Here is a 21043-nt window from a genome sequence, read left to right as displayed (position 1 = left end):
GCTCAGGCATAGAGGCCTCCCTCGTTCTGGGTGCGTCTGGCGGCACGTCGACGCAGGATTTCGGCGATTGTCATCAGCAGGAAGGAGGCAACCAGCAACAGCGTGCCCGGCGCCAGCACGCCTGGCAGTTTCGCCGCGAAGCGCAACTGGCCCCAGATGTAGATCGGCAGCGTCGCTTCGGTGCCGGTCAGGAAAAAGGCGATGATGAACTCGTCGAGCGAAATGGTGAAGCAGACGAGCAGGCTGGAGATGATGGCCGGCGCTACCATCGGCAGCGTCACGCGCCGGAAGGTGCCGAAGGCACTCTCGCCGAGATCGGCGGAGGCTTCTTCCAGGCTGCGGTCGAAGCCTTCGAAGCCGGAGGTCAGCACGGTCATCGAATAGGGGATGCAGACCAGCACGTGGCCAAGCACCACAGTGAAGAGCGACAGGCTCAAGCCCAGCTGCAGCATCACCAGCAGCATCGAGATGGCGACGATCACCTCGGGCAGCACCAGCGGCGCCATGATCAGCCCGTTGATGGCGCGACGGCCGGGGTAGCGGTAGCGGGTGATCGAACGGGCGGCGAGGATGCCGAGCACGGTGGAAAGGATCGCGGCCGACACGCCGACGATCAGGCTGTTCCAGGCGGCGTCGAGCAGAGCCGGGGTGCGCGGCAGGTCCTCGTACCAATGCAAGGTGAAGCCGGTGAGCGGGAATTTCGGCGTCGCCGCCGTGTTGATCGAGAAGATCGGCAGGAAGATCACAGGCAGATAGAGGAAGACCACATAGAGGAACGCGTAGGCCGGCAGCCAGCCGCCGGTCAGGAAGCGCCGCACCGCCGTCATCGCGCCAGCCTCTGCAGGGCGCGGATGACCAGCACCGTGGCGCCCGCCATCAGCGTCACGATCACCATGGTGGTGACGGAAAGGGCGGCACCCAGCGGCCAGTTGGAGGCCTTGCCGAACTGCGCCTGGATGGCATTGGCGATCATGACGCCATCCTTGCCGCCGACGAGCTTCGGGGTGACATAGTCGCCGACGGTCGGGATCATGACGATCAGCGCCGCCGAGATGACGCCGGGCGCCGACAACGGCAGGGTCACGCGCAGGAACGAACGCAAGGGGCCGTCGCCAAGGTCCTTGGCCGCCTCGACCAGCGTGCGGTCAACCTTTTCCAGCGAAACGAAGATCGGCAGGATGGCGAAGGCCGCCCAGGCATGGGTGAGCGTGATGATGACGGCGCTCGAATTATAGAGGAGCGCCGTCGACGGCTCATCGATGATGCCAAGGCCCATCAGGCCGGAATTGAGGACGCCGTTGTAGCCGAGGATGACCTTCCACGACATCACGCGCAAGAGATAGCTGGTCCAGAACGGGATGGTGATGAGGAACAGCCACAGGCTCTTGTGGCGGCCGCCATGGAAGGAAATGAAATAGGCGATCGGATAGGCCAGCAGGACGGTGAGCAGACTGACCGTGAGCGAGATGTAGAGCGAACGCCACAACAGATCCCGGTAGATCGGCTCGGTCAGCGCGATGCGGTAGTTCTCCAGTGTGAAGCTGCGGTCGATGGTCAGGTAATGCTGCGTCCAGAAGGAATGGGCGATGACCACCAGGATCGGCAGGACCAGAAGGATGAGCGCGTAGACAAGGGTCGGACTGATCAGGGCAAGACCCTGCACGGGTTCGGACTGCAGAAGGGCATTTCGTCTGGCCCGCGTCATGCGCAACGGGGGCGACCCTTCCGCAGCCGCCGTCATTGCCAGACTCCGGGGGGCAGGGCTCCGGGTGTGATCTCGGTTGCTGGCCTGGACTGTCCCGCCATGCGGCATCCCATTGTGCTGGCGCCGGCTCTTTGTTCCCCTTGCCGGCTTTCTTTCATCATGCGCGCATACGCGGATTGAAATCAAGCGCTATTTCTGCGATATTGACTGAACGGACATTCAAAATTTGATGAAGAAAGCCGGCATTTCCGGCATTTGACGCTGGATTTCGTGCCCGGGAAAAATTCGACGAAATGGTGCGAGGCAATGATGGCGGCTGCTAGGGACATGAAGGCGACGGAAATGGCCCGGGCCGCGGATGACGATGCGGTCGAACTGGCCAGGCGCCATCTCATCCAGCCCTGGCCGTTCGCCGGCTCGGTCGGTGCCGAGGCGCGCGCGCTGATCGGCGAAGGCGATGGCATCTACATCACCGACAGCACCGGCAAGCAGTTGATCGACGGGCCTGCCGGCATGTGGTGCGTCAATGTCGGCCACCGCCGCGAGGAGCTTGCCAAGGTGATGTACGACCAGGCGATGGCGCTGTCCTACAACACGCCCTGGTACACGATGAACGCGCCGTCGGCCGAACTTGCCATGCGCATAGCCGGCCATGCGCCGGGCGATCTCAGCCACGTCTTCTACACCACGGGCGGCTCTTCGGCCGTCGAGACGGCGCTGCGCTTCATGCAGTTCTACAACAATGTGCGTGGCCGGCCGGAAAAGAAGCTGATCCTGAGCCGGGGCGGCGCCTATCACGGCTCGACCTATCTGTCGGCCTCGCTCAACGGCCGTCCGCGCGACCGCGACTGGATGGACGGCGCCGACGAGCTGGTGATCAAGCTGTCCTCGCCGGATCCGTTCCGCCGTCCGCAAGGCATGAGCCTTGCCGCCTTCACCGATTTCCTCGTAGATCAGTTCCGCGATACGGTCGCCCGCGTCGGCGCCGACAGGATCGGCGCTTTCGTTGGCGAGCCGGTGCAGGCATCCGGTGGCGTCGTCGTGCCGCCCGACGGCTATCTCAAGCGCATCCGCGAGATCTGCCGCGACAACGACATCCTCTATGTCTCCGACGAGGTGGTGACGGCTTTCGGACGGCTAGGCCATGTCTTCGCCTCGGGCGACGCGTTTGGCATCGATCCTGACATGATCACCTTCGCCAAGGGCGTCACCTCGGGTTATTTCCCGCTTGGCGGCGTCATCATCTCGGAGCGTCTGCTGGAGGAACTGCGGCGTTCGAACCATCCGGACGCGATGTTCGGCCATGGCCTGACCTACACCAGCCATCCCATCGGCTGCGCCGTGGCGCTGAAAAACCTCGATCTGCTGGAGGAGGGTGTGCTCGCCCACGCGCAAGAGGTAGCGCCCTATTTCCAGGCGCAACTGAAGACCCTGGAAGAGCTGCCGCTGGTCGGCGAGGTGCGGGGCATGGGGCTGATGGGCTGCGTCGAATGCGTTGCGGACCGCGAGAGCAAGGATCCGCTGCAGCTCGACAAGGATGTCGGCAAGCGCATCGATGCGCATTGCCATGAACTCGGCCTGCTGGTTCGGCCGCTGATCAACATGTGCGTGATGTCGCCGCCACTGATCATCACTCGCGAGCAGATCGACGACATGGTCGGCATCTTGCGCGAAGGCATTTCGCGCACGATGGATGATCTCAGGAAAGAAGGGGTGTGGCGGGGATGACGGCGATCTCCTCCACGTGGGGGAGATCGCCGGCGTCGCCTTCGTGCCTACGACCGCGACCTGAGCGCGTCGTTCAAATTCCACATGTCCTTTTCCTCGGGCGCGGTCTCCAGCCCCAGCACCGGCAGCATCTTGCGCAGATGGTCATGATGGGTGCGCACGCCGTATTCGAGATCTGAGAGGTAGAAGCCCTCGAAGGCTTCGGACAGCATGGATTCGTTCGACCACACCGAGAGCTGCACGTCTTCCGACATCGTATCACGATCGATACGGAAGGAGAGGTAGCGGGCGGCGGCCTGCTCGCGACTCTCGCCGCGGTAGCGGTAGATGGCGCCGCGCAGCAGCGTCTCACCCGTCGACAGCGGAAACTCCTGATAGAACTGCACCGATTCCGGCATCACCGAGATGACCGCATTGGGGAAGATGCCGTAGTAGACCCAGGCCTTCTTCAGATAGTCCGGCAGATGCGCCGGCTCCGGCGCGATCCTGACATAGTTCCTGACGCTCCAGCGGCGGCCGGCATGCGGGTTGTAGGTGGCGAAGGAGCGCGACACGCCATTGATGAAGGGCTCGTCGAAATAGGTGGCTCCGTAGAGATCCTGCAAGGCTGGATGCGCCATGGCGACATGGTAGCCTTCATTGTCGACGTCGCGCACCGACTTCCAGTTGACCGGGGTCTTCTGGGTCCAGATACCCCAGGAAGGCACCATGTCGGCGGCCTTGTAATGCGCGAATTCGGGCTCGATCGGCTTCATCAGCTCGGCGACCGACGGCTGCGGGCCACCATTGCGGAAGCGGATGAAGATGAAGCCCATCCAGACTTCGAGATCGAGCGGCATCAGACCGAACTCGGTCTTGTCGAGATCGGGGAAGGAGCGCGGGCGCGCGGCACCGCGCAGCGTGCCGTCGAGATTGTAGACCCAGCCGTGGAAAGGGCAGACCAGGGCGTTCTTGCAATTGCCCTGGCTGTCGGCGACGACGCGGCTGCCGCGATGGCGGCACATATTGTTGAAGCCGCGCACCACGCCGTCCTTGCCGCGCACGATCAATGCCCGCTCCCCGACCACGTCCATGGTCAGATAGTCGCCGGCATTCGGCAGGTCGGAAACGTGGCCGACGATTTGCCAGTGATTGCGAAAGACGTGCTCTTTCTCAAGCTCGAGAAGGGCGTCGGAGTGATAACTCCAGCCCGGCAGGCCTCGCCTGTCCCAATCATTGGGGATCGCCACGTCACGGAGGTGCGGGTTCATGGGCGGGTCTTCTTTTTATTGAATGACTGTTCAATAAGATCATATTTTTCATTGAAATGCAATGGTTTGTGGAAATATGAAGCGCGCATGCGTCGTCATTGGAACCACCCTGAAACCGGCACGGCCGGAGAAAACGCCGGGAATTCCGGGCCTTAACATGGGTTGTGGAGCGAGCTTTCCGCGTCGGGATCAACGCTTGATGCGGGGAAAATCTCACCGGTTTCCCAGCAAAAAAATAATGCCTCGCTGGCCGGAGTGTGAGGTCGCTCATAGTTCGATTGGTTGAGTTTCGGCTTTGTTGCCTGACATCGATAGCTCAGCAACATCCTGATCGCGCACATGAAACAGCTTCGCAAACGAACCAATGCATCCGAAAATGACCGATTTTGCCCGGATATGCCCGCATTCATTGTTTCGGGACTGTTACACGGGCAACCCTCACGTATCATTCGCCCGTTACCAAGTGCGGATAAATTCGTTTTATAGAAAAAAGAAAATCAACGAAGGGAACGACGATGCATGCGAAAGTCCAGAGTACCAGCGCCGAGCGCCGCCTCCAGGCTCCGGAGCGCGCTGACCGCCGCCCGAAACTGGCGCTGCGCCAGCGCGCCAGCGACCACCCCATGGCGATGTTCATGGCGCTGGCTGCTTGCGCCTTCGCCGGCATGGCGTTCACCCCGACGGTCGGGCCAGCCTTCGCTTCCTTGAATCCGCCAGCCAACATCGTCGAAGGCGCACCGACAACGACGAAGACCGCGCGCCTGCCGGTGCCGGCGATCGATTTCGCCTGCAAGGGGCAGTCCTGGGGCGCCGAGAGCGTGGATTGCCTGCGCGCCATCGCCGAGCAGTCCGGGACGCACAAGGCTCGCGCCATCCGCATGATCGCCAACGCCGCGCCGCTGACCAACACGCCGAACATTTTCTGATTTTCGTCGAAGCATGATCCCGAAATTCGGTTCCCTCTTCGGGGGCCATGCTCTGACCTCCCCGAGCGCTTCCTCCAGCGCTCCCTTCGGCTCCCGCCGCATGTCGGCCGGGAGCCTTTTTTCTATCCTTTGGATGCTGCCTGTTCGGCAATGGCGGACAGCACGCTGCGCACATCCAGCGTGCTGAACGGCTTTTCCAGGATCTGCGGCCGCTGCTGCGCCGGCAGGGCCTCGATTTCGGCTTTCGCGCCGATCAGGTCGCCGGTGACCAGCACGAAACGCCGGGCCAATCCAGGCCTTTCGGCAAGCAGCTCCCGATAGATTGCAATGCCGCTGATGCCGGGCATGCGCAGGTCCGAAAAGACGATGTCCGGCGGCATATGACCGTCCAGGGTGGCGGTTCCCGATTCCCAGACGGGCGCGACCCGCGACTTGATGCCCATCAATTCGAGAATGTCGGAGAGCGAGCCGGCGACATCCGGCTCGTCATCGATGATCAAGGCATGGCGCAAGCCGCTCGAGCGCGGCTGGCTCTCGCCGGCAATGGCGACGCCAGCCGAAATGGCCGGCAGTTGGACGACGAAACGCGCCCCTCTCGGCAGCACTTCCTCGAACCAGACATTGCCATTGTGCCGCTCGATGATCGATTTCGAGATCGACAGGCCGATGCCGGTGCCGACGCCGACCGGCTTGGTGGTGAAATAGGATTCGAAGATGCGGGCTCGGATCGCTTCCGGCACGCCGGGCCCATTGTCCTCGACCGAGAAGCCGGGGTTGCCCCGGTCGCTGCGGAACGTGCGCACCTTGATCAGCCGGTCGCCGGCAACGCCGGCCAGCGCATGCTGACTGTTGATGAGGAAGTTGGCCGCCACCTGCGTCACATGATCGGCGTCGGCCATGGCCAGCAGCGGGCCGGCGGCGAAATCCGTGTCGATGATGATGCCGCTTGATCGTGCGCCATAGGCGGTCACCTCGAGTGCGGCGCGGATCACCTGGTTGAGGTCGGTCTCGGCTTGTGCCGCTGGATGAAGGCGAACCATCGAGAGGAAGCTCTTGACGATGCGGCCGCAGCGCTCGGCGGCGGCGCGCACCTTTTCGGCGCGGACCTTGGTCTGCGGATCGGCGGCGAATTCGTGCAGCAATGTCGATTGGGCCACCACCACGGCCAGCGGGTTGTTGAGCTCGTGCGAGACGCCGGCGAGCAACGAACCCATCGCCGCCATCTTCTCGTTCTGGTGCAGCTTCTCGCGCTGCCGGTTGATTTCCTCCTCGGCGCGCAGCTTGTCGCGCAGGTCGCGGATGGAGCCGAAGATCAGGCGACGGTCGGCGACCCGCATCTCGGTCGCCGTCAGCTCGATCGGGAACACCTCTCCGGCCGCGTTCTGGGTCACTGTCTCGAGCCGCTGGCCGACCATCGGCGCGCCGCGGCCGGACATGTATTCGGCCCCCGATGAATAGCCCTTGCGATAGTATTCCGGCACGACAGTGTCGAGCAGGTCCTTGCCGAGGATGTCGCTGCGCAGGAAACCGAACATCTTTTCGGCGGCCGGATTGAACTCGATGATCGAACCGGTCTCGTCGATGACGATGATGGCATCGAGCGAGGCCTGCAGCATCGTGCGGCGAATGACCTCGCTGGCATGGGCGTCGGAGGGCGATCGTTCGATGGCATCGCCAATGGCCAGGGCGATGATGTGCAGCGTCGCCTCTTCCTCGTCGGTCCACTCACGCTCGTTGATGCAATCATTGACCGCCAGAGTGCCCCACAGATGGCCATGCGCGAAGACGGAGACCGACAGGAACGATTTGATGTTCTGCTTTTCGAAATCGGTTCTCAGAAAGCCCTCGAGGTTGCGCGTATGGCCGGCGAAGACCTTGCCCTGCCGTTCGTCCTCGGCCAGCCGCTCCAGCAGCGGATCCGAATTGACGATCGACTGCATGATGACGGTCGGCGACGCCAGTTCACCGCCAAAGAGAGGGTCGATCCAGTAGGCGGCGACCGACTGGGCAAAGCCCTGGCCGGGCAATTCGCGCAAGCGGAACAGGATGCCGCGCTGGCAATCGATGGCCCGGCAGAGCGTTTCCAGAATGCCTTCCATCTCGCGCTGCCAGTCGCCGGCCTCGCGCAACCGGCGAACGACACGCACGGCCGCCATCGCCGCGCCCTGCCGGGCGCCGTGCATGTCCGTGCGTGCTGCGTCAGCGGTCATGGTGAGCAGTCATGGTCAGCCGTCATCGAGATCCACCTTAGCAAATTTTGGAATTTGGTGGGTCTGGATTTGAAATTCCCGGCGCGGGGACCGCCAAGGTCTGCCGAACGCCAAACCTTCACCAGGCCGTTGCGCGGCTCAGTTGCCGTCGCCGGCCGGCAACGAGAAGATATAGCCTTCACCGCGCACTGTGCGCAGGAATTTCGGGTTGGCCGGGTCGGTCTCGATCTTCTTCCTCAGGCGCATGATGCGAATGTCGACCGCGCGGGACGATTCGGGATCCTCGGTGAAGCCGATCGCCTCGGAGATCGCAGCCCGCGTCAGCAGCCGGTTGGCGCGGGTCAGAAAAACCTCCAGCACGTCGAATTCGCTCTTGGCCATGTCGATCACCGCCCCGTTGGCGCCGGTGACCAGCCTGCCGTCGAGATCGGCCTGGAAGGGACCGAAAGCAACGGAACGGCGGTCCGTCCTGGCCTTCTTGTCCTGCAACTCCGCCGGCTGCGGGACGCGGCGCAGCACACTGCGGACCCTCGCCAGCACCTCGCGCAATTCGTATGGCTTGACGATGTAGTCGTCGGCACCGAGTTCCAGCCCGACGATGCGGTCGAGCGCGGTGCCGGCTGCGGTCGCGTAGATGATGCCGATCGGCAGCCGCGAGCGCAGCCAGCGGCCGAGCGAGAGGCCGTCCTCGCCCGGCATGGCGATGTCGAGAATGGCAAGATGGAACGACTGCGTTTCGAGCAGCGTCCGTGCCGCGGCAGCGCTTTCAGCGGTGACCGTGTCAAAGCCGGCGGCGCCAAGATATTCGGCGACCGCGTCCCTCAGGTCGGGCTCGTCCTCGACGATGACAATTCTTGCCCGCACGATGCCCTCGCTCCCACTTTCAGTGGAAAGTAGATTGGGTATAAACATGATGTCCAGCACTCATATCTGGTTGCAAGGGAACGGTTGGAAAACATGGCCGCACGATCCGTCATCGCGCTTGTTTCCGTAGCCGAAGTGATCGCGACCGAACTCGCCGACCATCTCGAGCGGCGTGGCCACGATGTGCGTCAGGCGCGGCAGCCGTGGGAGGCCGAATCGCTGCTCTCGGGGAAAGGCATCGAGGTCGTCGTCGTTGGCGACAGCCTCAGCCAGGCGGAAGGGCGTGATCTGCTGCGGCGCCATGGCGGCGAGGACGGGCCGGATTTCATCCTGATCTGCCGGCCGGCCGATCTTGTCGACAAGGTGCTGGCACTCGAACTGGGTGCGGCAGACGTCGTCGAAAGCCCGCTCAATGTCAGGGAACTCGCCGCCCGTGTCGGCGGCCTGCTGGCGCGGCGCGGCAGGCCCGCCCAGGAATTGATTGTGCTGGAAAATGCGACCGTCGATCTGAGGTCGGCCATGGTCATGCATCGCTCCGGCACGGAGGAGCAGCTTTCGCCGGGTCAGGTGGCGCTGCTCAGGCTGTTCCTGGCCAGTCCGCGCAAGGTGCTGACGCGTGACGACATCATCGCCGCGGCGCCAGCCGAAAACGCCGACGCCTTCGACCGCTCGATCGATTCGCGCATCGTGCGGCTGCGCCGCAAGCTCGATACCGAGACCATCATCACCATCCGCGGCGCCGGTTACCGGTTCGATCCGCCGCGGCAATTCGACGACTGACGGCCGGGCGCTCGCGCTATTTCCCTGGCTGAGCATCGGATTTTCCACTTGGCCCGATGCCGCCGAAGCTTAGCGCACCACGAGAAGCGATGGCCCCATGGGCATGCCGTTGCCCATGGTGAGTTCGCTGGCATGGGCGCGGTCCCTGAGGAGCACGGTGGCGAGGCCGGCAAAGCCGAGCAGGCCCTGAGCGTAAAGCAGTGCGGAAAGCACCGAAGCTGCGAATTTCGTTTTCATTGTAGCAATTCCCCAAAAAATGAATGTGTTGCAGGTCGCTTCAGGAAGCCTCCGAAGTGCCCGCGCCGCCGGTGGAGCCCCCCATCGCGGCGCGGGCACTCGGTCCTCTCGGCAGCAAGTAGCCGGAGGGGCCGCGCATTCTCATCAGCCGAAGGCCGACCCGCCAGAGGGCCTTGAGCCGGGTGATGCGCAGGCTGGAAACAATCCAGACCGTGGCGAAAGACAGGGCGGCGTGCAGGGTTGAAACTTCGCTCGAGGTCATCGCCGCGAGCTTGCCAGCCGGACTGCCGGCGATGGTGCCGACGCCGCCAATGGCTACTGCCGCGATGCTGATCCTGAGAAACCAGGACTGCGTGTTCGATTTCGTTCCCATGGTCGTTGCCGTCTGCTTTCGTTACGTCAACTCTGACGGCGCGCTGTTTCCGGATCATGCCGCCTGAAGCCGCGCTTTGTTGCAGTTTGGTTTCGAAACTGACGGTGTTTCTTTCGTATGCAGGAAAATCGCACTTTCGTTTACGGGCAAATCACTGTGTTCCTGGCCCTGGTCTCGTCAACGGATGGTCTCGGCCTCCCTTTCAATGCCGCGAACGGTTCCGTTTGTTAACCAGGGGAAACATATTCGAAACACAAACGAGCATTTGCGAAATATGCCCGAAACATGACGCAGGGATAAGCGGTGATCGATTGGAGCCGGCCAGGCCCGGCAGAGAGAGGGACATCATGCACACCGCCATTTCCGCCAAGCTCATCCACATCACCGCCGCCGCCCTGACGGGGGCTGCACTTCTGTTCGGCGCCGGCTCAGGCGCTGCCCACGCCGCCAACAAGATCGTGGCGCGCGTTTCGCTGTCACAGCAGATCATGGAAGTCTCGGTCGATGGCCGGCCGACCTTCGCGTGGAAGGTTTCCACTGGCGACAAGGCGCATGTGACGCCGACCGGCTCGTTCAAGCCGACGCGCATGCACGAGATGTGGTATTCGAAGAAGTACGACAACGCGCCGATGCCGCACTCGGTCTTCTTCAGCGGCGGCTATGCGGTGCATGCCACCTACGCGATCAAGCGTCTCGGCCAGCCGGCCTCGCATGGCTGCGTGCGGCTGCATCCCGACAACGCCGCCGATTTCTATCAGCTTGTCGAAACGTTCGGGCCGACCAACACCAGCATTGTCATCGTCAAGTAGCAGACTGCGAAGGCCGGCCTGCCGCCGCGCGCCTCTCATGGCTCCCGCCGGAAAGTGTCCCGAGGTATTGAGCGCGGCTCAAACCGGCGGTATCGAGCCCAGCCAAAAAAAGAGGCCGGAATTTTCCGGCCTCTTTTTGTTTGTCGTCTGTCCTTGTGCAATTCCGGACGGAAAACCCGCCACACACTTTTCCCGGGATTGCCCTAGTTCGGCAGTGCCGGCATCAGCTTGGGATCCGGCTTCTCAGCTAGATGAGGCAGGTCCTTGCTGGCGATGAACGTGTAGAACATGGGCACGACAAAGAGCGTGAAGATGGTGCCGACCAGGATGCCGGTGAAGATGACCAGGCCCATCGAATAGCGGGCCGCGGCTCCCGCGCCACTGGAAACGATCAGCGGCACCACACCAAGCGCCATCGCCGCCGTCGTCATCAGGATCGGCCGCAGGCGCACCTTGGCCGAGGCGATGATGGCGTCGCGCCGCCGCATGCCATGGATTTCGCGCTGCTGGTTGGCGAACTCGACCAGCAGAATGCCGTGCTTGGTGATCAGGCCGATCAGCGTGATCAGGCCGACCTGCGTGTAGATATTGAGCGTGCCCAGACCCAGATTGAGCGGCACGATCGCACCGAAGATGGACAGCGGCACCGCCATCATGATGATCAGCGGGTCGCGGAAGCTCTCGAACTGCGCCGCCAGCACCAGATAGATGACGAGAACGGCGGCGGCAAAGGCGATCAGGATGGTGTTGCCCTGTTCCTTCTCCTGCCTGGACTGGCCCGAGTAGTCGATGAAGAAGGTGTCGGGCAGGCTCTCCTTGGCGATGTCCTCGAGGGCTTTCAATCCATCGCCGGTGGTGACGCCGGGCAACGGCAACGCGGAAATCGTCGCCGAATTCAGCTGGTTGAACTGCTCGATCGCGGCCGGCGACGCATTGGTCGAAATCTTCACCACCGCCGACAGCGGCACCATCTCGCCCGTCACGCTGCGCACGAAGTACTGGCCCAGCTTTTCGGGATTGTCGCGGAACTCCTGCGGCACCTGCGGGATGATGTCGTAGCTGTTGGAGTCGCGGTCGAACTGCGCCACTTCGGCGCCGCCGACCAGCAACGTTAGCGTCCGCCCGATATCGGCGATCGGCAGGTTCAGCGCCGCGGCGCGGTCACGGTCGATGGTTACCGTCACCTGCGGCGCGTCATAGGCCATTGAATTCTGCACGACGATGAAGCGGCCGGAGGCCTGCGCCTTGTTCTTGATCTGCTCGGCCGCCTCGTAGACCTCGGAAGCGTCGCCGGTCGAACGCACCACCATAGCGATGGGCAGGCCGCCACCGGAGCCCGGCAGCGTCGGCGGCGCGAAGACGAAGGCCTGGACACCCGCCACCTTGGCGAGGCGCCCGGTAATGTCGGCCTGCAGTTCCTTCGAATTGCGCTTGCGTTCCGCCCAGTCCTTGAAGGCAAAGCCAACGAAGGCGCTGTTTGTCTGACCACCGAAGGCGACGGCCGAGAACTGCGCCCGCGTCTCCGGAATGTCCTTCACCAGGCCGAGAATCTGGTTGACGTACGTCTCGGTGTAATCGGACGTCGCATAGCGCGGCGCTGTCACGATCGACAGCAGAAAGCCTTGGTCCTCTTCCGGCGCCAGTTCGGTCGAGGTCTTCGTGAACATGAAGCCGGTGACGCCGACAAGCGCAAGCACGATGATCAGGGTCAACGGACGATAGTTCAGCGAGCCGGTGACGGCTCGCTCATAGACATGCTCGACCCGTGCGAAGGTGCCGTCGACAATGCGCTGGAAACGGCCAGGCGTGCCGGCCTTCAGGAGGCGTGCGGACATCATCGGGGTGATGGTGATGGCGATGACACCCGACAGCACCACCGAGCCGGCGAGCGTGACCGCGAATTCACGGAACAGGGCGCCGGTCAGGCCGCCGGTGAAGGCCAGCGGCGCGAACACGGCCGCCAGCGTCATCGTCATGGCGACGATGGCCGACGCGATTTCGCGCATGCCGCTGAATGCCGCCTGCATCGGCGACATGTGGTCTTCCTCCATGTGGCGATGGATGTTCTCCACCACCACGATGGCGTCGTCGACGACGAGGCCGATCGCCAGCACCATGGCCAGCAGGGACAGAAGGTTGATCGAATAACCCACCGCAAACAAAAGGAAGCAGACGCCGATCAGCGACAGCGGGATGGTGATGATCGGCATCATCACCGACCGGAAAGAGCCAAGGAACAGCAGGATGACGACGACGACGATGGCAACCGCTTCGGCGATGGTCTTGAACACTTCGTCGATCGAGGCGCTGATCTGCCCGGTCGCATCGTAGACGACCTCGATCGTCATGCCTTTCGGCAGCGTCTCCTGAATTTGCGGCACGAGCCTGGTGAGCGCCGCCGCCGTGGTCAGCGGATTTGCTGCCGGGGTCGGGAAGATGGCGAGGAAGGTACCGGGCTTGCCGTTGAAGCTGACCCTGGTATCGGTGTTGGCGGCGGCGAGTTCGACGCGCGCCACGTCGCGCAAGCGCACCACATTGCCGTCGGTCGAGCGCAGCGGCAGCTCGGCGAACGCCTCCGGCGTCTGCAGCGTCGAGCGGACGGTGACCGAGGAGACGACATACTCGTTCTGGGTGTTGCCGGGCGCTGACAGGAAGTTGGAATTGTTGATCGCCGTCAGCACGTCCGATGCCGTCACGCCGCGCGCGGCAAGCTTGACCGGATCGATCCAGACACGCATCGAGTATTCCTGCGCGCCGAAGATCTGCACGTCGGCGACGCCTTCGACCGTCGACATGCGTGGCCTGATGACGCGTTCGATATACTCGGTCAGCTGCTCCTTCGTCATGTTCGGATTCTGCATCGAGATGTACATCATCGCGAACTGCTGGCCGGTGCCCTTGACGATGACCGGGTCCTTGGCGGCATCCGGCAAGGTGCCGCGCACGCCCTGGACCTTGGACAGCACTTCGGTGAGCGCGACGTCCGGGTTGGAGCCGAGCTTCATCTGCACCGTCACGGTGCTGGAGGACGGCCGGCTCGACGAGGTGACGTAGTCGATGTTCTCGGTCGAGGCGACGGCGCGCGCGATCGGGGCGGAAATGAAGCCCTGGATCAGGTCGGCGCTGGCACCCGGATAGGCCGTCGTGATGGTGATCGCCGTTTCGTCAACCTTCGGATACTGCCGGATCGACAGGTTGAAGATGCCCTGGAAGCCCAGGAGCAGGATCATGCAGGCAAGGACCGTGGAAAGGACAGGCCGGCGAATGAAGAGATCGGAAAAGCTCATTGCTGACCGGCCTGCTTGTTCGCCGATTTGGTCGGGTCGATGGTGTTGTCGACGGCGACGGACATGCCATTGAAGAGACGGTTCTGTCCGGCGGTGACGACTTCGTCGCCTGCCTTCAGTCCCTCGATGATCTCGACCATGCCTTCATTGCGGCGGCCAGGCTTGACGAACACCTGCGACAGCACCAGGACAGGCTTCTCACCTTCCGCCGCCGGCTTGTCCGCATCGGCGGCCGCCTTGTCGGCGGGCTTGGCCGCGTCGGCGGCAGGCTTCACGGCATCGGCCGCCGGTTTCATGGCGTCTGCTGGCTTGGTGTCCGCCGACTTGCCGGCCGCCGGCGCGGCGGGCTTTTCTTCCGGCTGGGCTGTCTGCGCAGGCGCATTGGCTGGCTTTGCCGGCTGCACCACGAATATATAGTCGCCATAGAGGCTCGTGGTCAGCGCCGTCTGCGGCAGCGTCAGCACGTTCTGCTCTTCGGGCAGTTCGACACGCACCTGCACGAACTGGCCAGGGGTCAGCTTGCCGTCGGGATTGGCGACTTCCGCCCTGATATTCACCAGCCGGCTGGTCGCGTCGATTTTCGGGTCGATGCCGCGAATGGCGCCGGCAAACGGCATATCCCCACCACCGAGGCCCAGTCGAACCGTCTGGCCGATCTCGAGCAGCGGCAGCTGTTGTTCGGGGACCGAGAAATCGACCCGCATCGTGTCGAGATCCTGCAGCGTCACCACGGCGGTGCCGGGCGCCAGATACTGGCCGATGTCGATCTTCGGAATGCCCACCGTGCCGCCGAAAGGCGCCGTCAACTGCTTCTGCTCGAGCACCGCCTGCAGCTTGGTGACCTGGGACGCCGAGGCCGAGGCCGCCGCACGCGCGGTGTCCAGCGTGCTGTCGGAACCGACGCCACGCTTGGTCAGTTCGATGGCGCGGGCCAGCGATGTCTGATCGAGCGCGGCCTGCGCCTTCTGCGCGTCGAGATCGGCGCGCTCGACGGCGTCGTCAAGCTGCAGCAGGATCGCGTTGGCCGCCACCTTCTGGTTGGCATGGAAAAGGATGTCCTTGACGATGCCGGTGGTCTCAACCGTCAGGTCGACACCGCGCACCGCCTTGACCGTACCGATCGCCTCGACGCCCGGCGTCCAGCTCGACGGCTTGGCGATCGTCGTCGACACGGTCGCCGCCGGCGGTTTCATCGAGGCGAAATACTGCTTGATGCCGTTGTCGCGCAGGAAGTTGAAGCCGACAATGCCGCCGACCACGACAATGAGCACGGCCAGGACCAGAACGATGAGAAAGATACGGAGTATGCGCTTAAACAAGGAAGTCCCCTCGGTCGAAATCCGGCGCCAGGCGCGGACATCGGGACACATATCGACTGCGGGTCCCGATTTCAAATGACGGCGGTCTTACTGTACCGTCTGGACGGTCTTGTCAATTGGGCCTAAGCTTGCGATGGGAGGCGCCATGAGAGCCCGAAGATCGAATTCGCGCGAGAAAATTCTTGCCGCGGCGGCCGATGTTGCCCGGGAGTCCGGGCCCGGCAGCCTGTCGCTGGATGCGGTCGCCAGCCGCGCTGGCGTATCGAAAGGCGGCCTCCTCTACAATTTCCCGACCAAGGCCAAACTGATGCAGGGGTTGGTCGAGGAGTATCTGCGCGAGTTCGAGCAGGCGCTCGAATCCGCCCGCACCAACGACAGGGGCGAAAACCCGCTCGCTGTCTATATCAGGCTGTCGGCCAATGACTGCGAGGAAACGCAACCGTCCGCATCCTGGATCTTTTCGGCGATCGCCGAGGATCCCGATTTCATGACACCGATAAAGACATTCAAGCGGCAGCTGTTCGAGCGGCTGAAGGGAGAGACGCCGGACCTCAAGTCGCTGCTGGTCTGCTATCTCGCCATAGAGGGGTTGCGCAGCATGAACCTCTTCGATTCGGATGTCCTGTCGAAAGACGAGCGCCGGTTGCTCGTATCGTCCTTGCTGGAAATCGCCGGCTCGATGTCGCCGCTGCTTCCCTGAAGCGCTCCTGACGGCCACTCAGCCGGCAGGTTCTCCCTGTTGCTGGAGCATGATCTTCTCCAAAACCGGATTTCACTTTCCGGGATCACTCTCAAAAGCCCTGCCCGTGTCAGGGTCGAAGAGCCGCAGCGCGTCCTCGCTGAAGGCGAAGCTGCATGCCTGACCTTTCGAGACACGCGAGCCCGGCGGCAAGCAGGCCGTCAGAAGCTGCGTGCCGATCCGCGCGCTCGTGACCAGTTCGGGGCCGGTCAGTTCGACGACTTCTATTTCCACGGGCAGTGACGGTCCGGCCGTGTCCGCCGCGACCCGAAGCGCTTCGGGCCTTATGCCGACCACGACCCGCGCGCCATCCCGCACCACGTTGCGGAAACGGGCAGGCAAGGGCAGCTCCGTGTCGGAGCCATCGATCGCCAGCATGGCGGCCTGAACCGTCGCCTGCAGCATGTTCATCGACGGCGCGCCGACGAAACCGGCGACGTAGAGGGTTGCCGGATGGTTGTAGATCTCCTCGGGCGTACCGAGCTGCTCGATCCTGCCGTCGCGCATCACTGCGATCCGCGTCGCCAGCGTCATCGCCTCGATCTGGTCGTGGGTGACGTAGACAACGGTTGTCTGCAGCATCTGGTGCAGCCGCTTCAACTCGGTGCGCATTTCCAGGCGCAGCTTGGCGTCGAGGTTGGATAGCGGCTCGTCGAACAGGAACACCTGCGGCTTGCGCACCAGCGCCCTGCCGATGGCAACGCGCTGGCGCTGGCCACCGGAAAGCTGGCTTGGCTTGCGGTCGAGCAGGTTCTCGATCTGCAGAAGTCTTGCCGCCTCGCGCACCGCCGTGTCGCGCTCGTCGGCCGCAACCCCGCGCATCTCCAGCCCGAAGCCGATGTTGCGGCGGACGGTCAGGTTCGGATAGAGCGCATAGGACTGGAAGACCATGGCGATATCGCGGTTCTTGGGATGAACGCCAAGGATCGAGCGGCCGCCAATCCGCACATCGCCGCTCGTCGCCTCGGCCAGCCCGGCGATGATGTTGAGAAGCGTCGATTTTCCGCAACCCGACGAGCCGAGCAGCACCAGGAATTCGCCGCTCTGCAGCGCGATGTCGATGCCTTTCAGCGTTTCGACACTGCCGTAGCTCTTGCGGATGTCGCGGATTTCAAGCGCGCTCATGCACGGATTCCCTAAAATGCATCGGCCCGCCATAATTGCGGGGCAGGGTGGAGATCGCGCGCGAGGCCACATGCGTCGCGGCGGAGAGGCAGGCGGGCAGCGGCTGTTCCTGCGCCAGCGCGGCCAGGAAGGCGGCGTTGAAGACATCGCCGGCGCCGATCGTGTCGACAACCCTGACGTCGGGCGCGACGGCTTCGACAAGCGCCCCATCCGGGCTGATGGCGATGGCGCCCAGCGGCCCGCGCTTGACGACGAAGGTCGCGCCTTGCCTCATGCTGGAGCGGATCGCGCGCGCGGCCTCCACCGGGCTCGGCGTGCCCGCCAGGGTGACGGTCTCGACCTCGTTGAAAAGCGCCAGCTCGCAACGCGAAAGCCATGCGCGCGTCGCCGAGCAGTTGGCTTCGGTCCAGCCGTCGATGGGCCAACCGGTGTCGAGCGCCACGGCGATGCCGTGGCCGTCCGCCCAGTCGAAGAAAGCGTCGTAGTCGCGGGTCAGATCGTCGGTCAGGAAGGAGCCGCACAGCAGTGCGTAACCACCCGACAAGTGTTCGCCATCGAGAACCGCGAGCACGTCGGCGAGGCTGAACCGCGGCAAGTGGCCGCGCGTGGTGAAGAAAGTCCGTTCGCCATCCGGATGGGTCATGCCGACCGACAGCGTCGTGCCTTCGGGGCGCACCGCCCATTTCTCGGCACGGCGGCCGAACGCCTCGCGAAGCCAACGGCCGAACTGGTCGTCGCCGACATTGGCGGCAATGGCGAAATCGACGCCCAGCGCTTGCCAGGCCAAAGCGCTGTTTCCCGCCTGGCCGCCGACCCGCAATTCGTCATGGTCGACGACGGTCTCCGTTCCCGCTTTCGGCCATGGCGCGACCGGGCCGACGATAAGGTCGACATTGACATTGCCGATCACTGCAAGCGGACGCATCACTCGCTCCTGGTGATCTTGGTGGAGCGGACAGGCGTGCCGGCATTGTCGATGCGGGCATCGGCGAAGGCGATCATCAGGCGCTGTGCGACCGGCAGCATGGCGAAGATGGCGGCGAGGCCCGAGGCTGGTTCGAACGAAAGCGTGACGGCGCCCGCGACCGGCACTTCGCCTGACGAATCGAAGATGACGAGCGGCGCGCCAGCCTCCACCACGGAGATAGCCATGGCCGTCACCAGCTCCGACGTCGGGTCGTAACCGCGAAACAGGATGACGCCGATGTGCGGGCCGAGCATCTCCATCGGCCCATGCCGCAACTGGCCACCCTCGAGGGAAAAGCAGGGCAGGCGCGACAGCTCGGTAAGGCCAAGCGCCAGCGCTTCGGCGACGCCCTGCAGGCGGCGGCCCGAGGTGACGATGCTCGCCACCTTGTCCAGCGCCGCGAGCGCCTGTGTGATGTCGTTGTCCTGGGGATGATCCAGTGCGGCAAGCGCGGCATTTGGGTCCTCGCCGAGTGCGGCCAGGATGGCCAGATGCAGGGCGAACGTCACGGTGAGGCTGCGGGTCGCGGCGAAGGCCAGTTCGGTGCCGCCGGCGCCGACCAGGCACGGCGCGGTGCGGGCGAGGAAAGAGCCGCCTTCCAGCGTCAGGCCAAAAACGTCGGCAGCGCTGCTGTCGGCCTCGGAAAACCATCTGACAACCTCGGCGCTTTCGCCCGACTGCGAGGTGACGAGCACCGTCCTGTCCTTGAGCGGCAGCGGCTGGCCGAGCTGTTCGGAGAGCGGCAGCGCCAGCGCATCGATGCCGAGCGCACGATAGAGCGGCTCGACGGCGCGCCCGACGGCATGCGAACCACCCATGCCCAGCAGGAGCAGACGCCCGCTCCGCTTGATCGAGGCGGCGACCTTTGCCGCCACTGCCGTGTTGTGTTCGAACGAGGCGATCGCATCCGCATGCTGGCGCGCCATTTCGCGGTCGATGGCCATGAGTCCGGCGGGCCGGTTTCTTGCAGTCGTCATCATCATCCTTTCACGCCGCCGCTGGTCAGGCCCGAGATCAGCGCGCGCTGCATGACCAGACCGATCAGCACTGGTGGCAAGGCGGCCAGCACACCGGCTGTCGCGATCAATCCGTAGTCGGAAACACGACCGCCAGCCAAATCGGCGATGGCGACGGTCAAGGTCTTGGCGCGCTGGTCCGAGGTGAACAGCAGCGCATAGAAGAACTCGTCCCAGGCAAGCAGCACGGCAAACAGCGCCGATGTCGCCATCACGGGCGCGGCCAGCGGCAGAGTGATGATGCGCAAGGTCTGGAACAGGCCGGCGCCGTCGATCATCGCCGCCGCCTCGATCTCGCGCGGGATGGAATCGAAGCCGGATTTCATCAGCCAGGTGGTGAAGGGCGCCAATATGGTGAGGTAGACCAGCGCCAGGCCGAAGACATTGTTGAGCAGGCCGAGATGCGACAGGCCCATATAGAGCGGCACGGCCAGCGCCACCGGCGGCAGCATGTAGGTGGCGATGACCATCGACAGCGACCAGCCGATCGCGGGCGTGCGCGACACGGCCCAACCGGCGGGGATCGCCAGGGCAAGAGCCGCCAGCGTCGCCATGCCGGCGATCTCGAGGCTGTTGCGCAGCGACGAGGTGAAGGCGGCGCCGGCGCTGTTTTCGGCTGTCGACAGCAATTGCTGGTAGCGGGAGAAGTCGGCGCTTTGCGGCCACCAGCGCAGCGGCTTGGCGGCAAGATCGGCGGCCGGCGATATGCTCATGATGAACAGCCAGGCAATGGGCGCCAGGATGATTGCGGCGAGCAGAAGCGCGCAGGCATGGACGAAGATGGTGAAGGCGGGGCTCTTGCGTTCCATCAGGCGGCACTCCCGGCGCTCTTCCTGACCAGTGCGGCATAGGCCACGGCCAGCACGGTCACGAGCAAGGTTACGATCAGCGCCAGCGACGCCCCGGAGCCGGCGCGCTGGAAGGAGAAGGCCTCCTGGTAGACGAGGATCGACAGCGTGCGCGTGCTGTTTGCCGGGCCGCCGCGGGTCATCACCCAGATGATGTCAAAGACCTTGAAGGCCTCGATGGTGCGCAGCACCAGCGCCACCATCAGCGGGCCGGCGAGATAGGGCAAAATGACGAAACGGAAGCGGTTGAAAGGCCCGGCGCCATCGACCAGCGAGGCGGCGGTGATGTCACGCGGCACCGCCTGCAGGGCGGCCAGCGCGATCAGCGCCACAAGCGGAAAATTCTTCCAGCAGTCGGCGACGATCAGCGCCGCCAGCGCCGTGCCCGGCTCTCCGAGCCAGGAGCGGTAGGCGTCGATGAGATGTAGTTGCGTGAGCGCGGCGTTCAGCGCGCCATATTCAGGATTGTAGATCAGCCGCCACAGCGTGGCATTGACCACCGTCGGCAGCGCCCAGGGCAGGATCATCAAGGCCCGCAGGATGGCGCGGCCATGAAACTGCTGATTGAGGAGCAAGGCCGCAAGGACACCGATGACCATTTCGGCGGCAACCGAAATGACCGCGAACAGCGTCGTGGTGACCAGCGTGCGCGAAAAATTCGAGCTGGACAGCATGTTCGCATAGTTGTCGAAGCCGACGAAATTGCCGCCGGTGCCAACCAGCTTGGCGTCGGTGAAGGAAAGCCCGACCGTATCGACCAGCGGCCAGCCGATGACGGCGACCATGACCACGAGCAGCGGCAGCATCAGCAGCCATGCACGGGTCGTCATCCAGGTGCTCGACATCGGAGCAGCCTCTCC

At 63.8% G+C, this 21043-nt stretch carries 19 protein-coding genes; 5 read left to right on the top strand and 14 right to left on the bottom strand.

Translation table 11 applies throughout. The features are described 5' to 3' along the window. Positions 1 to 2 precede the first annotated feature (2 nt). Positions 3 to 827: an ABC transporter permease gene (locus tag OOJ09_RS24380; protein ID WP_269907649.1), complete on the bottom strand. Its 825-nt coding sequence runs from the start codon at positions 825 to 827 to the stop codon at positions 3 to 5. Further along, positions 824 to 1741 carry an ABC transporter permease gene (locus OOJ09_RS24375; protein ID WP_269907648.1) on the bottom strand — a complete coding sequence of 306 codons (918 nt, stop codon included), beginning with the start codon at positions 1739 to 1741 and terminating at the stop codon, positions 824 to 826. Before OOJ09_RS24375 ends, OOJ09_RS24380 begins: the two co-directional genes overlap by 4 nt. A 273-nt stretch (positions 1742 to 2014) precedes the next feature. Between OOJ09_RS24375 and OOJ09_RS24370 the strand changes: the two genes are divergently transcribed. Then, positions 2015 to 3433 (top strand): aminotransferase, encoded by a 1419-nt coding sequence (locus tag OOJ09_RS24370; protein WP_269907647.1) that lies wholly within the window; start codon positions 2015 to 2017, stop codon positions 3431 to 3433. Positions 3434 to 3480: 47 nt separating this feature from the next. Here OOJ09_RS24370 and OOJ09_RS24365 read toward each other — a convergent pair whose 3' ends face one another. Then, positions 3481 to 4683: an aromatic ring-hydroxylating oxygenase subunit alpha gene (locus tag OOJ09_RS24365; RefSeq protein ID WP_269907646.1), complete on the bottom strand. Its 1203-nt coding sequence runs from the start codon at positions 4681 to 4683 to the stop codon at positions 3481 to 3483. Positions 4684 to 5198: 515 nt separating this feature from the next. On the opposite strand from OOJ09_RS24365, the gene OOJ09_RS24360 reads away from it, so the two are divergent. After that, positions 5199 to 5609: a hypothetical protein gene (locus OOJ09_RS24360; protein WP_269907645.1), complete on the top strand. Its 411-nt coding sequence runs from the start codon at positions 5199 to 5201 to the stop codon at positions 5607 to 5609. Between the two features lie 122 nt (positions 5610 to 5731). Here the strand turns inward: OOJ09_RS24360 and OOJ09_RS24355 are convergent, their stop codons facing one another. Both OOJ09_RS24355 and OOJ09_RS24350 read right to left on the bottom strand, forming a co-directional pair. Continuing rightward, positions 5732 to 7819 (bottom strand): PAS domain S-box protein, encoded by a 2088-nt coding sequence (locus OOJ09_RS24355; RefSeq protein WP_269907644.1) that lies wholly within the window; start codon positions 7817 to 7819, stop codon positions 5732 to 5734. A gap of 138 nt (positions 7820 to 7957) precedes the next feature. Further along, on the bottom strand, positions 7958 to 8731 hold the full coding sequence (locus tag OOJ09_RS24350; RefSeq protein WP_269907643.1) for a response regulator: 774 nt from the start codon (positions 8729 to 8731) through the stop codon (positions 7958 to 7960). Positions 8732 to 8776: 45 nt separating this feature from the next. Between OOJ09_RS24350 and OOJ09_RS24345 the strand changes: the two genes are divergently transcribed. After that, positions 8777 to 9463: a response regulator transcription factor gene (locus OOJ09_RS24345; protein WP_269907642.1), complete on the top strand. Its 687-nt coding sequence runs from the start codon at positions 8777 to 8779 to the stop codon at positions 9461 to 9463. Positions 9464 to 9532: 69 nt separating this feature from the next. Here OOJ09_RS24345 and OOJ09_RS24340 read toward each other — a convergent pair whose 3' ends face one another. Together OOJ09_RS24340 and OOJ09_RS24335 are read right to left on the bottom strand one after the other, a co-directional pair. Next, positions 9533 to 9700, bottom strand: coding sequence for a hypothetical protein (locus OOJ09_RS24340; protein ID WP_269907641.1), 168 nt, complete (start codon positions 9698 to 9700; stop codon positions 9533 to 9535). A gap of 40 nt (positions 9701 to 9740) precedes the next feature. Further along, a complete protein-coding gene (locus OOJ09_RS24335; protein WP_269907640.1) occupies positions 9741 to 10073 on the bottom strand; it encodes a hypothetical protein in 333 nt (110 codons plus the stop codon). Between the two features lie 347 nt (positions 10074 to 10420). Between OOJ09_RS24335 and OOJ09_RS24330 the strand changes: the two genes are divergently transcribed. Then, complete coding sequence (locus tag OOJ09_RS24330; RefSeq protein WP_269907639.1) at positions 10421 to 10882, top strand: L,D-transpeptidase; 462 nt, start codon at positions 10421 to 10423, stop codon at positions 10880 to 10882. 203 nt (positions 10883 to 11085) lie between these two features. On the opposite strand, the gene OOJ09_RS24325 is transcribed toward OOJ09_RS24330, so the two are convergent. Then, positions 11086 to 14169 carry an efflux RND transporter permease subunit gene (locus OOJ09_RS24325; RefSeq protein WP_269907638.1) on the bottom strand — a complete coding sequence of 1028 codons (3084 nt, stop codon included), beginning with the start codon at positions 14167 to 14169 and terminating at the stop codon, positions 11086 to 11088. Further along, positions 14166 to 15488, bottom strand: a complete 1323-nt coding sequence (locus tag OOJ09_RS24320) for an efflux RND transporter periplasmic adaptor subunit (RefSeq protein WP_269907637.1) — start codon at positions 15486 to 15488, stop codon at positions 14166 to 14168. Before OOJ09_RS24320 ends, OOJ09_RS24325 begins: the two co-directional genes overlap by 4 nt. A gap of 145 nt (positions 15489 to 15633) precedes the next feature. On the opposite strand from OOJ09_RS24320, the gene OOJ09_RS24315 reads away from it, so the two are divergent. Further along, positions 15634 to 16188 carry a TetR/AcrR family transcriptional regulator gene (locus OOJ09_RS24315; RefSeq protein WP_269907636.1) on the top strand — a complete coding sequence of 185 codons (555 nt, stop codon included), beginning with the start codon at positions 15634 to 15636 and terminating at the stop codon, positions 16186 to 16188. 72 nt (positions 16189 to 16260) lie between these two features. Here the strand turns inward: OOJ09_RS24315 and OOJ09_RS24310 are convergent, their stop codons facing one another. The 5 genes from OOJ09_RS24310 to OOJ09_RS24290 are packed head-to-tail and all read right to left on the bottom strand — an operon-like array spanning position 16261 to position 21028. Beyond that, complete coding sequence (locus OOJ09_RS24310) at positions 16261 to 17352, bottom strand: ABC transporter ATP-binding protein (RefSeq protein ID WP_269907635.1); 1092 nt, start codon at positions 17350 to 17352, stop codon at positions 16261 to 16263. Then, positions 17339 to 18277, bottom strand: a complete 939-nt coding sequence (locus OOJ09_RS24305) for a PfkB family carbohydrate kinase (protein ID WP_269907634.1) — start codon at positions 18275 to 18277, stop codon at positions 17339 to 17341. The genes OOJ09_RS24310 and OOJ09_RS24305 overlap by 14 nt, the downstream gene beginning before the upstream one ends. Then, positions 18277 to 19302: an SIS domain-containing protein gene (locus tag OOJ09_RS24300; protein ID WP_269907633.1), complete on the bottom strand. Its 1026-nt coding sequence runs from the start codon at positions 19300 to 19302 to the stop codon at positions 18277 to 18279. The genes OOJ09_RS24305 and OOJ09_RS24300 overlap by 1 nt, the downstream gene beginning before the upstream one ends. Further along, entirely contained in the window at positions 19299 to 20144 is an 846-nt protein-coding gene (locus tag OOJ09_RS24295; RefSeq protein WP_269907632.1) for a carbohydrate ABC transporter permease, read from the bottom strand. Before OOJ09_RS24295 ends, OOJ09_RS24300 begins: the two co-directional genes overlap by 4 nt. Beyond that, positions 20144 to 21028, bottom strand: a complete 885-nt coding sequence (locus tag OOJ09_RS24290) for a carbohydrate ABC transporter permease (protein ID WP_269907631.1) — start codon at positions 21026 to 21028, stop codon at positions 20144 to 20146. Before OOJ09_RS24290 ends, OOJ09_RS24295 begins: the two co-directional genes overlap by 1 nt. Between the last annotated feature and the right edge of the window lie 15 nt (positions 21029 to 21043).

The sequence above is a fragment of the Mesorhizobium qingshengii genome (assembly GCF_027563465.1).
GTDB classification, from domain to species: domain Bacteria; phylum Pseudomonadota; class Alphaproteobacteria; order Rhizobiales; family Rhizobiaceae; genus Mesorhizobium; species Mesorhizobium qingshengii_A.
This window is presented reverse-complemented; position numbering and strand designations above follow the sequence as displayed.